Genomic DNA, 12,932 nt, shown 5'->3' with positions numbered 1-12,932 from the left:
GAGAAGTATTACGTAATGAACCTATCGGATCTGAAAGTTCCAGTACGTCCGCTTCATGTTGAAATTGACGGAGTCGGCAGGTATCGGCAGGCGTTCTCTGTCGACGACCTGGCCGCACTGCTTCTGCGCGGATGGCCCCAGTCGGCGAAGACCGATCCCGCATTCCATCGGGCACTAGCGACTTCTCTCGACGCGATGGAGCTCTACGTCGACGCCGAAACGGCTCGCGAGGCGTTCGTGGATGCTGCGCGCACGGCTGGAATGACCGTGCTACCCGACGACATGGCCGAGATGCGCAGTACGGGATAGGCAAAAAAAGCCCCGCCGGGGCGGGGCAGTCGGAGAGCGTCACATCCGGGAAAGGACGTCACGCCTCCATCGTAGCATCCCGTGAGCCATAGACAATTCGTCATCAGCTTTTCCTAACGAAGTTTGAGACATGAATAAGCGATCCCAGCCCCTGCTATCCGATGAACAGAGCCTCAGGAGCCGGGCGCGCAAGCGTCGCGACCCGGCGCAGCCGAACCTGCTTCTGGACCAGATGCCCGACCGCATCGAACCTGCCTTGGCGCTCCTGAAGGCCAGGCCTCCCAGCGACTCTCGCTACATCGCCGAGGTCAAGTTCGACGGCTATCGAGGCGCGATCCACGTTGAGCCCGGCGGCGTCCGCTTCCTCACCAGGGGAGGTCATGACTGGACGGAGCGCTTCCCCGGCATCGCCGACGCGGCACGCGATCTCGGCGTCGCGAGCGCCATTTTGGACGGCGAGGCTGTCGTTCTGGACGAGCAGGGACGATCGGACTTCGGGGCATTGCAGCGTTCGCTCGGCGGAAGGGGAGGCAAGCTGCCCTCGGGCAATTCCGACTTCTACGCGTTCGACCTGCTCTACCTCGACGGTCACGACCTCAAGAAGATGGAGCTGTCGAGCCGCCGGCATCTGCTGGAAGAACTGCTTGATGGGAGGGAAGGAGCGATCCGGTTCTCCGACCAGATCGACGGCGACGCCGTCTCGATCTTCAACGCGGCCTGCGAACACGGGCTTGAAGGCGTCATCTTCAAGGACCCGGACAGCCCGTATCGTTCCGGCCGGACGGGCGACTGGATCAAGGTGAAATGCATCCAGTCCGAGAGTTTCTTCGTCGTCGGCTATGAGAAGTCGGCGGTTGCCGGCGGAGGCGTCGGAAGCCTCCTGCTGGCCGCGCGCAAGGGCGGCGTCCTTCAATACGTCGGTTCGGTCGGTACGGGATTCAAATACAAGGACGCCGTGGAACTGCGCGATATGCTCGACAAGCTGGCCATGAAGAAGCCGCTGATCACCTACGACGGACGTCGAAAAAATGTCGTCTGGGCGCAGCCCACCCTTATAGCCGAGGTCGAATACCGCGCCTGGACCGACGACGGCAAGCTCAGGCACGCGTCCTACAAGGGACTGCGAGTCGTGCAGGACAACGCGGCCGTCTACGAGATCGAGGGGTGATCGTCGACGGCGTCCTGCAGCCGTTTGACGCGCAGCGGACACCGTTAGCCGAGACATGTCCACCATCCCGTTGTAGTCTGGGTCGAGCTGCACCGCTGAGAGGCGCTCCCGAGACGGCCTCAAAAAGCTCTGTATGGAGAGGACTTATTCGCGCGGCGAAGATTATCGTCAATGTTGCGCATTGCTTGAAGATGGAAGGTTATAAGAACATCATCAAGGGTAATGTCCATAATAAGATCATACAAAATACGGGCGAACGGCCGGTGTACGTTGCGGATATCCAAGGAACATACACCGGCGCCCCTCGCTTGCGTAAAGTAATATGATAACGCAATCATGGTCCGCCGGTTATATCCTAGCATAAACCCTTGATTCGTCGCCTAGGGTTCTTTTGGGTTCCCATTACGATCAACGAGTCTTCACAGGTTCGAACCGAGCCTCCATCGGGTCACGCAGTGGGTACCCTCTAGGTCCTCGAGATATGGTTGGTCGCAAAGGTTCCCGGCAAAGGATTGCGTGTCGACGTATCGTCGCAACGAAGACAGTTCCGTCGAGAGGGAATGCCGACAGAACCTTGATGAGATCGAATGGGAGGCCTCGACACATGGTTGGGCGACTGCCGAAGCACCGACGGCCGCTAAACCTGTAGGTCGTCAGACGGGCGGGGGTGCAACCGAGTGCCCCAATAGTAAGACGCTCGCCATCAGAACGCCTATCAGGGACACTGCGCCCACAAGCGCGAGCGCGACTTGGTAATCTTTCAATCTCATGGATATGATATAGGCGTCTCGAACTTCTTTTGAAACACGTGCGACGATACGACCTCGATTAAAAAGATCCGGGCTGGATCCGGATATCCCCATTCAAGCGGGCATTCAGCTCAATTAGGCGCGCCTCTTGAACAAGCCGAGAACGATCGCTCCGATCACGCCGGACGCCACCGAACCGAGCAAGATGCCCATCTTCACATGATCCTGGATCTGCGGGTCATCGAAGGCCAGCAGGCCGATGAAGAGGCTCATGGTGAAGCCGATCCCGCAAAGAGCCGCCACGCCTGTCATCTGCCCCCAGCTCGCCTTGGCTGGGAGATCAGCGAGACCAAGCTTGACTAGGAGGGCGACCGTGCCGAGCACGCCGACAAGCTTGCCAAGCAAAAGGCCCGAGGCGACACCCATTGTTAGCGGCTCGGAGAAGATGCTGAGCGAGGCTCCGTCGAAGGAGACGCCGGCGTTCGCAAACCCGAAGATCGGCACCACGAGGAAAGCGACTGGCATGTGTAGCAGGTGCTCGAGATGGTGGAGCGGAGACTCCTGATGGGTAGCCTCCGGCGTGCCTGGCGTCACCTTCAGCGGGATGGTGAGCGCGAGCAGCACGCCCGCAAGCGTCGCATGAATACCGGAGAGGAACACAAGAAGCCACAGCACTGCGCCAAGCGCGATGTACGGCCACAGCGTGACGACCTTCGATCTGTTCAGGCCGTACAGGGTTGTCAGAACCGCGGCCGCGCCCGCGAGTGCCAGGAGGTTGAGGTCAGATGTGTAGAAGAGGGCGATCACCACCACCGCGCCGAGGTCGTCGATGATGGCGAGCGCGGCAAGGAAGATCTTAAGCGACGCCGGCACGCGCGGGCCGAAGAGCGAGAGCACGCCCAGAGCAAAGGCGATGTCGGTCGCGGTCGGGATCGCCCAGCCGCGCAGCGCGGCCGGGTTCTCCCAGTTGAAGCCGACATAGAGCAAGGCTGGGAAGATCATGCCGCCGAGCGCGGCCGCGCCGGGCAGGATTCGTCTGCTCCAGGACGAGAGCTGGCCGTCCAGCATCTCGCGCTTGATCTCCAGTCCAACGAGTAGGAAGAACAGCGCCATTAGCGCGTCGTTGATCCAATGCAGCAGGCTGAGCGGGCCGATGTAGACGTGTAGGGCGTGGAAGTAGTCCTCAGCGAGCGGAGAGTTGGCCGTGACGATGGCGGCAAGTGCCACAGCCATCAAGACAAGACCGCCGGAGGCCTCGTTGTCGAGGAAGTGGCGAAAGGTGGACCGAATACGGCCCGCAGGAATAGGCGACGACATAGGTCAGCGCTCCCTTGTGGAAGGTTGATCGTAGTCTCCGTCAATTTCGGGAAATGGCCCGTGGCGCACGCAGCACACGCCGTGTGAAGTGGATAGCGCAAGAGCGCGTCGCCTTCCAGAAAAAACGCCCTTGGAGCTTGAAAACCCGCAGTTCACTGCTACGACTCGCGGGGTCACTTCTTGATCCTTCGACTATCAACATTTGCCATCGACAAGTCTTGATCGTGCTTAATGCGCGGTTAGTAAAGTCACCCCTAATTTAGGCTCATCTTCAGCGCCGTGTGATAGGGGTGACTATGCGGAACGTTTCGATCAAGGGAAAATTCTTACTGCTACTGGGCATCTTCGGCGCCTTCGTCGCCGCTTCGACGGCCTACACAAGCTTCAAGATGATGGAAATCGACGGTTCGTATAACGCGCTCATGTCGGGAGAAAGTCTTGCCGCCACCAACATGGCGAGATCGAACCGGGCGCTTCAGACGGCGCGGGCCTCGATTGGCGATCTTCTCATGTCTCGAAGCAAGGATCTCAGCGCCTCTGCGACAAATGCTTTGTCTGACGCCCGGTCTTCGTTCGTCAAGTCGATGGATGTCGCGGCCGCTGCCCTTCCGTCCGACGCCGAGATACCGGCGCTTAAAATACGGGCTCTTCGCGTCCTTGACGAGGCATGCGCTCCATCCGTTCTAGCTGCCTCGAAATCGACCTCTTTGGAAGAAATCGGCGCCTCCCAGGATGCATTTTTGAAATCTTGCCAGCCGTTCTTTCCCGAGCTTTCAAAAGAGTTCGTGCAGAAGACCCAGAAGCTCGTCGATGTCGCCGACCAGTTGTCCGACGGTCTCAGCGCCGATGCGTGGGCCACCGAATGGCAAACTGCCGTCGGAACCCTTCTTGCGCTTGTGATGATCCTTGCCGCCGGCCTGTTCGGCGTTAGCCGCTGGCTGGTCAGGCCGATTACTGGACTTGCCGCGACGATGAGAACCTTGGCGTCGGCGGATCTGACCGCTCATGTCGCTGAAACCGACCGTAAGGATGAGGTTGGCGTGATGGCGCGCGCCGTGCAGGTCTTCAAGGACAACGGCCTCCAAGCGATCGAAGTCGAAGGAGAAGCCACGAAGGCACGTCATGCCAGCGAGGCGGAAAGACGTGCCAAGCTGGAGGACGACCGCCGTCGTGCCGATGAAATGTCTGCTGCCACCAAAGGTCTTGCTGAAGGCCTCAAGCGCCTCGCCAGCGGCCGGCTTGACTACAAGCTTGCCGAGCCTTTCGCTCCGGATTACGAAACGCTCCGTGCAGATTTCAACGCCGCTGTCGATCAGCTTGCGAACACGATGCTGTCGGTGTCGGAAGCTACGTCATCCATCGATTCCGGCTCCAACGAGATCAGCCGCAGCGCGGACGACCTGTCCAAGCGAACCGAGCAGCAGGCAGCTTCGTTGGAAGAGACCGCCGCTGCTCTGGATGAGATCACCACCAATGTGTCAAACGCGTCGCGTCGGACGGAAGAGGCTCGCAAGGCCGCTTCGGACGCGCAGACAAGTGCCGGCCATAGCGCTGAGGTCGTAGCTCGGGCCGTTGAGGCCATCGAAAAGATCGAGGGCTCGTCCCGGCAGATCTCCAGCATCATCGGCGTCATTGACGAGATCGCCTTCCAGACCAACCTGCTGGCCCTCAACGCAGGCGTCGAGGCTGCGCGCGCTGGCGAGGCTGGGAAGGGCTTCGCAGTCGTCGCCCAGGAAGTTCGCGAGCTTGCCCAACGATCTGCTCAAGCAGCGAAGGAGATCAAGGCGCTCATCCAAATGTCCGAGGCCGAAGTTGGGAATGGCGTTTCCTTGGTGAGGGAGACGGGAGGAGCGCTCGCGTCCATTCAGGATCATGTCTCCAGCATCAACAGGCTGATGGACGCGATTGCGATTTCCGCAAAAGAGCAATCGGTTGGTCTTGTGCAGGTGAACACGGCCGTGAACGAGATGGATCAGGTGACGCAGAAGAATGCCGCGATGGTCGAAGAAGCCAATGCCGCGAGCGCCACACTTGCCAGCGAAAGCGGAAGGCTCCAGAGCCTCGTTTCCACTTTTACCTTGCCGCACGCAGTGCGATCCAAGCCCGAAGACTCGAACGGGACTGCCGTTCGGCGTCTCCGCAGCGTGATAGCGACGGCCCGGTCAGGCACTGCCGCCGCTTTGGCGAAGGATGATTGGCAGGAGTTCTGATAACGCCGACAGCAGACTGATCGCGGCGGTAAAATTCGGCGCGATCAAGAAGATCGGAGTCTCGCAGCACCAGATGAGCGTGCGTCACGAGAGCCGACGCGGGCACGACTTGATCACCCTCGGGAGCGGGAACCGATTGCGCCGAGATAGGTTATTTAAGTGCCGCCCGGCGACTTGTTTACCTGTTCGAGCAAGCGACCCCAGTTCTTGCTAAGTCGGACGGCAGTTCTCAATCTGGATGACCCAACTGCGCTGGTGGAAACGCCAGCGCTTTTTTTGGGAAAAGAAAAACAGAGACACCGCTTTGCCCTTGGTATCGGGGTTGTCACATGCGCACCAGCACTTCTTGCGATGGCGATTTTAAGTCCACAGGGCCAGCCGCTAAAATATGAAGCTGTATTCTTCAAAACAGGACGAAATCTAATTTTTCAATTTTGATGGAACAAGGCGCCGCTCTGATCGTTAATAGCGCGGACGCTATGGTGACCCACCGCACGCGTTCAATCTCTGCTCCCCTCACAACTCATTGGCAGAGAAAATAAAAGCCCACGCGCCGCCTTCGCGTGGGCTTTCTCTTTGCGAGACGGTCCTCAAAAGTACCTCGGAACTGATCCCCGGTTTGCTCGAGCCAACGACTGATCCGACGCCTCATACGTACTGGCCGCCGCAGCCAACCGGCCTTCATACTGGCCGTTTCCAGGACATCCCCTACCGAGGAAAAGCGGCCGCGATGCTATGTCTTAATTAGTTGCGGACGCACTTCGCCTGCCTTAAGACAGTGAGGCACTCTCACGTGATGGTTGCGCCAATGGCCCCGAAGGGAGCCTCAAATGTCCTCCGAAACTTCCCGGACTACGCCACTGGCGATACTGACTTACTCCGTTGCGCGGCTGGCTGGCGTCAGAGATCCGAAGGACATTGTCCAGATCGTCCGATCCACCGCGCGCAGCATGATCGGGTGCCAAGGCATCGCGGTAATCCGTAAGGAAGGCGACCTGTGCCACTACATCGACGAAGACGCGATTGGCTCTCTTTGGAAGGGGCAGAAATTCCCAGCCTCGGCTTGCGTCAGCGGCTGGGCAATGGCTGAGCGACGGACGCTCGTCATTCCAGATATTGCCATGGAACCCCGTCTACCGAGCGAGCTCTACCAGGGGACGTTCGTCAGGGCCATCGCAATGGCTCCGGTAGGTGTGGCGGAGCCGGTCGGCGCGATTGGGGCGTACTGGGCGGCGCCCTATAGCCCGACTGACGGCGAGATCGCGGTTCTCGAAGCGCTCGCGAGCGCGGCAGCAACGGCGATCGAGAACGTCAGGCTGATCGAGGCGCTCTCAAAAGCGCTGGAGGACGCCGAGCTTGCACGTGACGAACTCAGGCACCGTGTCAAGAACGCATACATGGGGGTCCAGGGCCTCGCCCGACTTTCCGTCAAGGGGGAAGCTGGGGAGCAGCTTGTGAGCCGGATCGCGGCGCTCGCGCGCACGAACATCTTGCTCGACGAACGCATCACCGACGAGGCCCGGATCGATCTGCAGGAACTGGTTGAGATCGAGCTGGAGCCATACAGAACCACGGCGGCCGGCCGGTTCGTTGTCCACGGCCCAGTAACGGAGATTAGCGGAGCGAGGGCGGTCCCGCTCGGTCTGGCGATCAACGAACTCGCGACCAACGCTCTGAAGCATGGGGCGCTGTCCGTCGCTGAGGGAAGGGTCGAAATTTCGTGGTCGCGAGATGGCGGCCATCTCTATCTGTCATGGACGGAAACGAATGGCCCCACGGTGACGGTAAAGAAGGTCGGCGAGGGATCGGGGCTTCTCGCGCGCCTGGTCGAGCGCCAGCTTCGCGGGACACTCCGCCACGTGTTTGAACCCGAGGGGGTACGATGCTCTATCTCGTTCGACGAGCAGTCGTTCAGCGACGTCATGTTCGAGCAGACTAATACATTCTGAGAATCACGCTTTTCCAGCCGGCGGGCGCAGACATCGCTGCAGCCTTCCGCACTTCCTCGTCGCCATTAGGGGGCCGGGCGTTGCCTGTGTTCGCGCGCCGATCAGCCCCCGTCGCCAGCAAATTTAGCAGGGCAGGTATTGCTTCGATGGTTGAGACGATCTCGCATGTTCCATCTGCATCGACAAGTTCGACGCCCGTCGAAAAGTTTTCCGAGCGGGACTGAATCGTGTCGGCGATCAAGTCTCGAAGGATTTCCAGAGCCTCTGCCCGCGCTTCGGATCGACTCGGAAAATCGCTCCCCTCGCGATCTTCTACGAGATAACCTTCGTGCCTGACGCCAAAAAAGTACTTGGTCATGACGGGCCTCCGTTGCGGCCCTAACCTCGTCGCACCTGCCAGGTTCCCACCTCGACCAAGCTTTTGGCTTCTTCTGGCGGCTCCAATCTCTCCATGGAGCCGTAGAACCCTCGGGCGGCCGCCTCCAGCCCCTCGCGGTCAAGAATTTGTACGTGGCCACGCGTGGAGCGGATCACGCCCGTTCCTTCCAGAACGTGCAGGGCCCCGGTAACTCCGGGTCTTCTGACGCCAAGCATCGCCGCGAGGCATTCATGCGTGATGTCGATATGCCTTTGTCCGAGGCGATCATCAAGCATCAGCAGCCATCTGGCGACTCGGTGCTCGATGTGTCCCCTGGCGTTCGCAAGCGCGGTTCCTGCTGCCTGTAGAAACGCGTTCCGGCAGTAATCGCGGCACGAGGCTTCCAACGTCGGGAACCGTCGAAGCATATGCAGAAAGTCGGCTGCGTCGACACGCCGTCCTTCCCCAGGAACCTGTACGACTACCTTAGTCGCAGCGTGGACAGGCCCGTCGAGAAGGGAAACCCCGATGAAACCTTCCGGACCGACGAGCCCAATTCCTGCACGCCCAACGGAGCGTGCCTCCACGAACGAGCATGCCACTCCTTGGTCGATGAACCAGACGTCTTTGATCGGCCGCTGCGGATCTTCGAGAACCTTCCCAACTGGTAGCGGAACCGGACCCGCCAACACCCGAAGGGCGTCTGCCTCCTTCTGAGGCAATGAAAGAAGTATCGCGTTGCGATCGACGAAGCCCATCTTCATCTTCAACCACCTCCTGCCCGCAAAACGCGAGAAGGCGAAGATGGTTCACGATGGTCGGGGTCGTTTGACGAAGCTCGACGAATAGCTTTTGGCGAGGCAACCGAAGTCAGTCCTTGCACGAGGATCGAAAACACCACGACGATATACGTTGCTGACGACGCGAAACGTTGACCGAAGCTCTTTTTCAAATAACGGGAACATCGTCCTGCTTTCGGGGTTTGACAACCTTGGAGAATCCCGATGGTCGAAGCTGTCCCAGTCAAGCTTGAGAACGTATTCGCTAGTCCGACGACAGATGTCGAAGCCGAGCGTTTTAGGCAGGCCCAGGAACAGGTTAGATCGGCGTTGGATGGTCTTCTCTTGATGGCAACGGCAGCGGGTTGGGGAGTCCAGGAAATTGTAGTCGCGATCTCCGATGCCGCTGCCGTACTCAAAGAGAGTCATGTGGCGGACGCGAGCCCGATCGAAGTGCCCTCATCCGTTCAAACCTGACGCCGCCAGCGGAGTTCAGACCCGGTGCGAGGCGTCATCGAGAACTCCCACGGTAGCTCCTGTCTCTCAAACATGGCAGTCCATCAGCTACCGCGTTGTGCGCATCGCTGACGTCGCTTGAGTGTTCGTGTTGCTCACCGCCCCCTTTGAAAGCGTCGCCGGGCACTGATCGATCCCCGCCGTTGCCTACTGCCAGCCCGACACACCGCGGTCCTATTCCGGATCAGACCGGAACGAGACGCATCGCCTGGAAGCCGAGCTTTTGGCGAAGATCTCCTGGACGAGCACGGCGGAAGGAAGCGGCCGCCACGCGACTTTGATTCTGGCGATCAGGCCGTTTTCGTCGAGGTGCAGATGCTCATTTCCTTCGATCTTGATTCCGTTGCAGGTGAACGCAAAAAAGACGGCGACATCACGCCCCGACGCGAAACTCAAGTCGACGTCGAGGCTGTCGATCGTATCAAGAAAGCCTGAGAGGACGCCGACGACGGCCTCCCTGCCTTCGGTCGGCTCGGGGAAGATCGGACCGAGCAGAACAATGTTCTCGGAGAGGTGTGGGACGATGCCAGCCTTGTCCCTGTTGGCAAGCGCTTGGAAATAGGTATCGACGTGTGTGGTGTTCAACGATTTGGGCTCCTTGGTGGAGAGGCGGAATTTTGGGTGTACGGATATGGCGAGCAGCGGCGCTGCCCGCCGGAAGTCATGCTCACTTCCTCGACTTACGGTAGTCGCGTAGCGGCAGTCCGCCTTGTCCGATGTCCTCGATCTCGTGCTCGTGGATGATCACGGTCGTGTCTTCGCGAGGCTTGCCCATCACCTTGAAGAGAAGATCCGCAACGCCCTTGTAGATGGCTTCCTTCTGTTCGTCCGTGGTTCGGTCAGCGCCTGGAGCGGTCCCCTCGCGGGTAACCAGGATGTTCACGATTGGCATGACGTGTCTCCGATCAGCGGCCGGCGATAAGGCCGCCGTCGACATGGACGATCTCGCCTGTCGAGAAGGCGGCGTCCTCGCGGTAGAGGACGGCTCTCACGATGTCCTCCACCTCTCCGAGCTTGTTCATCGGGTGGAAGGCGGCAAGGGCGTCGAAGTTTGCCGGCGAATGCATTGACGTCTTGATGACGCCGGGAGCGACGGCGTTCACCCGGATGCCACTTTTCGCATATTCGATCGCGAGGCTCTTCGTCGCCGCGTTCATGCCGCCCTTCGTCAGCATGGCGATGAAAGCCGGAGACCGGGAGCTTGCAAACTCGGCAGTGGATGCCGTGATCTGAACCACATGACCGCTGCCCTGCTTGAGAATGACGGGAATGACCTGCTGTGTCGTGAAGAAGAAGCCGTCGAGGTTCGTTCTGAGCTTCAGGCGGTAGTCCTCTTCGGTGTAGTCCGTGAAGGCCTTGCCGATAAAGATCCCCGCGTTGTTCACCAGCGTGTCGATGCGGCCGAACTTCTCCAGAGCGGTCGCGACCAGCTTCTTGCCGGTTTCGGGGTCGCCGATGTCGCCGGCGACAGTGACGAGATCTGGATCGGAGGACGGCTTGATCGAACGCGAAGATGCAATCACGGCATATCCGCGCGACCGGTACCCGTTGACGATGCCCTCTCCCAGCCCTTGGGAGGCGCCTGTAACAATCGCGACTTTCTTTGTGTTTGTCATTGTCATGTATCCTTGAAAGGTGTCCTTGCCGACTGGATGTAAGGACCTTCCATCCGACGAAAAATTAGCTATTCTTGAACAATGGCTGATAAAAAACGTACAGGGTTCGACTGGGAGGACGTACGCACATTCATCGCCGTCGCGCGGCATGGAAGCCTGTCGTCCGCTGCTCGGTCTCTCTCCGTCACTCATGCTACGGTGTCGCGCAGGCTGCAGTCCCTTGAAAACAGCCTCGGCGAAAAACTTCTTGAAAGGCGGCCAGAAGGGTATGCCCTAACGTCTGCCGGAATCCACGCGCTCGAAGCGGCCGGCGGGATGGAACATGCCGCAGAGCTTCTGGGCCGAGGCGCGGCCGACGCCGCGCCAAGCGGGCTCGTGCGGATCAACGCGTCTCCGGCGATGGCGAACGGCTTTCTCAATCTGAAGCTCGCGAAGCTGGCTATGCGGTATCCGACGCTCGACATCAATCTGACGAACAGTCATCGCTTCATCAGCCTTGAGCGCCACGAGGCGGATATCGCCATCCGGTTCGGCAAGCCAGAAGGCGGCGACGTTATTGCACGCGCTTTGGTGACCGTCGGCTACGGGTTCTACGGGACAGACGATGCATGCCGCGCAGTTGAGGCTGAGGGCAGGCCGGTCTTCATCGGCTTCGACGAGGCAGAAGCACATATGCCGACCGCAGTGTGGCTGACGCGGCACTGTCCCCGGTCGCGTCTGGCATTCCGAGCAAACGATCAGTTCGCCCAGTCTGTTGCCGCGCGTTCGGGAGGAGCGCTCGCGCTGCTACCGCATTACCTCGGTCGCAGCGATGCCGCGCTTCGCCTCTGTTCTCTCGGTCCTTTGCCGCCGGACAGAGATGTATTCTTGCTTACCCGCAGGCGAGACAAGAAGGACCGGCTGATACGCGTTATCGCCGACGAAGTGGTGGCAATGTTCGAGGAAGCAAAGGACTTGTTTGCATGATCTCGAATGGAAACGGCGGCCGGTTTCAATGCGCTCGGTAGCGGTCATCGTTTTTTCTGGCGTTCAGGCCATTGACGTGTCCGGCCCTATGGACGTCTTCGAGGAGGCTAATGCTTTCTTGCCGGGCGCCGAAAGGTATCACGTCCAGATCATCGGCCCTGGCGGCATATTCAACGCCTCGAACGGAATGCGAATAGCGGCCCACCGTACATATGGGGAAACGGACGCGGAGTACGATCTCGTGCTCGTAGCCGGCGGCCCCAGGCTGGCGGAGGAACAGCCCGAAGCGGCGATGCTGGAATGCATCCGGCGCCTGTCGAACTCCGCGGGGCAAGTGGGATCGGTCTGCACTGGGGCGTTCGCTCTGGGCCACGCCGGTCTTCTGGCCGGGAAGCGGGTGACAACCCATTGGCAGAATGCCCACACCCTTTCAAAGCGGTTCCCGGACGCTGTCGTGGAGAGCGATCGCATTTACGTCAGGGACGGCAAGCTCGTTACCTCGGCCGGAGTGACGGCCGGGATCGACCTGGCGCTGGCAATCGTCAGCGACGATCACGGAAGCAAGGTCTCGCTTGCAGTCGCCAAGCGCCTTGTCGTGGTCGCCCAGCGCCAGGGCGGGCAATCCCAGTTCAGCCCATACGTCGTCGCTCCATCGGATCCGAAGTCTCCGCTAGCGGCGATCTCTACTTTCGTCATGGCGAACCTGAAGTCACGTCTGTCGGTAAACGATCTGGCCGATCACCTGCATATGAGCCGCAGGAGCTTCGCCCGCCTGTTTGCACTGGAGACGCGAACGACGCCTGCCGAATTCGTCGAGAACGCCAGGCTGGACGCCGCCCGCAACCTGCTGGAAGGTACCGGCCTGGCGCTCAAGGAAATCGCCTTCGAATGCGGGCTGGGCTCGCCCCATCGCATGCGTCAGGTCTTTCTCCGGAGAATCGGCGTCACCCCCGGTCAATACCGAGCGAGCTTCAAGCGGCCGAGTAAATGAACAG

At 59.9% G+C, this 12,932-nt stretch carries 13 protein-coding genes; 7 read left to right on the top strand and 6 right to left on the bottom strand.

Annotated features, from left to right (window positions below; all coding sequences use genetic code 11):
- Window positions 1-15: 15 nt before the first annotated feature.
- Window positions 16-309 (top strand): DUF982 domain-containing protein, encoded by a 294-nt coding sequence (locus ACEN84_RS02720; RefSeq protein WP_413708541.1) that lies wholly within the window; start codon window positions 16-18, stop codon window positions 307-309.
- Between the two features lie 130 nt (window positions 310-439).
- The gene (gene ligD, locus ACEN84_RS02715; protein ID WP_413708540.1) at window positions 440-1,477 is read left to right on the top strand and encodes a non-homologous end-joining DNA ligase; all 1,038 of its coding nucleotides are present in this window, start codon (window positions 440-442) and stop codon (window positions 1,475-1,477) included.
- A gap of 884 nt (window positions 1,478-2,361) precedes the next feature.
- Here ligD and nhaA read toward each other — a convergent pair.
- Window positions 2,362-3,543 carry a Na+/H+ antiporter NhaA gene (gene nhaA, locus ACEN84_RS02710; RefSeq protein WP_413708539.1) on the bottom strand — a complete coding sequence of 394 codons (1,182 nt, stop codon included), beginning with the start codon at window positions 3,541-3,543 and terminating at the stop codon, window positions 2,362-2,364.
- 296 nt (window positions 3,544-3,839) lie between these two features.
- On the opposite strand from nhaA, the gene ACEN84_RS02705 reads away from it, so the two are divergent.
- On the top strand, window positions 3,840-5,753 hold the full coding sequence (locus ACEN84_RS02705; RefSeq protein WP_413708538.1) for a methyl-accepting chemotaxis protein: 1,914 nt from the start codon (window positions 3,840-3,842) through the stop codon (window positions 5,751-5,753).
- An 830-nt stretch (window positions 5,754-6,583) separates the two neighbouring features.
- Window positions 6,584-7,702: an HWE histidine kinase domain-containing protein gene (locus ACEN84_RS02700; protein ID WP_112717488.1), complete on the top strand. Its 1,119-nt coding sequence runs from the start codon at window positions 6,584-6,586 to the stop codon at window positions 7,700-7,702.
- Here ACEN84_RS02700 and ACEN84_RS02695 read toward each other — a convergent pair.
- Window positions 7,689-8,060, bottom strand: coding sequence for a DUF6894 family protein (locus ACEN84_RS02695; protein ID WP_112717490.1), 372 nt, complete (start codon window positions 8,058-8,060; stop codon window positions 7,689-7,691). The two genes, ACEN84_RS02700 and ACEN84_RS02695, sit on opposite strands and share 14 nt — an antisense overlap.
- A 20-nt stretch (window positions 8,061-8,080) precedes the next feature.
- Window positions 8,081-8,824 carry a Crp/Fnr family transcriptional regulator gene (locus ACEN84_RS02690; RefSeq protein ID WP_413708537.1) on the bottom strand — a complete coding sequence of 248 codons (744 nt, stop codon included), beginning with the start codon at window positions 8,822-8,824 and terminating at the stop codon, window positions 8,081-8,083.
- A gap of 240 nt (window positions 8,825-9,064) precedes the next feature.
- On the opposite strand from ACEN84_RS02690, the gene ACEN84_RS02685 reads away from it, so the two are divergent.
- The gene (locus tag ACEN84_RS02685) at window positions 9,065-9,316 is read left to right on the top strand and encodes a hypothetical protein (protein WP_199628634.1); all 252 of its coding nucleotides are present in this window, start codon (window positions 9,065-9,067) and stop codon (window positions 9,314-9,316) included.
- Window positions 9,317-9,529: 213 nt separating this feature from the next.
- Here ACEN84_RS02685 and ACEN84_RS02680 read toward each other — a convergent pair whose 3' ends face one another.
- From ACEN84_RS02680 to ACEN84_RS02670, 3 genes are all read right to left on the bottom strand, one after another.
- Window positions 9,530-9,940 (bottom strand): nuclear transport factor 2 family protein, encoded by a 411-nt coding sequence (locus tag ACEN84_RS02680; RefSeq protein ID WP_413708536.1) that lies wholly within the window; start codon window positions 9,938-9,940, stop codon window positions 9,530-9,532.
- A gap of 82 nt (window positions 9,941-10,022) precedes the next feature.
- Entirely contained in the window at window positions 10,023-10,247 is a 225-nt protein-coding gene (locus ACEN84_RS02675; RefSeq protein WP_112717496.1) for a tautomerase family protein, read from the bottom strand.
- A gap of 13 nt (window positions 10,248-10,260) precedes the next feature.
- Window positions 10,261-10,971: an SDR family NAD(P)-dependent oxidoreductase gene (locus ACEN84_RS02670; RefSeq protein ID WP_413708535.1), complete on the bottom strand. Its 711-nt coding sequence runs from the start codon at window positions 10,969-10,971 to the stop codon at window positions 10,261-10,263.
- An 81-nt stretch (window positions 10,972-11,052) separates the two neighbouring features.
- Here ACEN84_RS02670 and ACEN84_RS02665 point away from each other — a divergent pair, with 81 nt between their 5' ends.
- Together ACEN84_RS02665 and ACEN84_RS02660 are read left to right on the top strand one after the other, a co-directional pair.
- Complete coding sequence (locus tag ACEN84_RS02665; RefSeq protein WP_413708534.1) at window positions 11,053-11,937, top strand: LysR family transcriptional regulator; 885 nt, start codon at window positions 11,053-11,055, stop codon at window positions 11,935-11,937.
- A gap of 28 nt (window positions 11,938-11,965) precedes the next feature.
- A complete protein-coding gene (locus ACEN84_RS02660; protein ID WP_199628672.1) occupies window positions 11,966-12,928 on the top strand; it encodes a GlxA family transcriptional regulator in 963 nt (320 codons plus the stop codon).
- Window positions 12,929-12,932 lie beyond the last annotated feature (4 nt).

Origin of the sequence: Rhizobium sp. Rhizsp82, assembly GCF_047325115.1 — a bacterium.
Classification (GTDB): domain Bacteria; phylum Pseudomonadota; class Alphaproteobacteria; order Rhizobiales; family Rhizobiaceae; genus Rhizobium.
The sequence above is the reverse complement of the archived record's forward strand: the minus strand, read 5'-3'. Positions and strand labels throughout refer to the sequence as shown.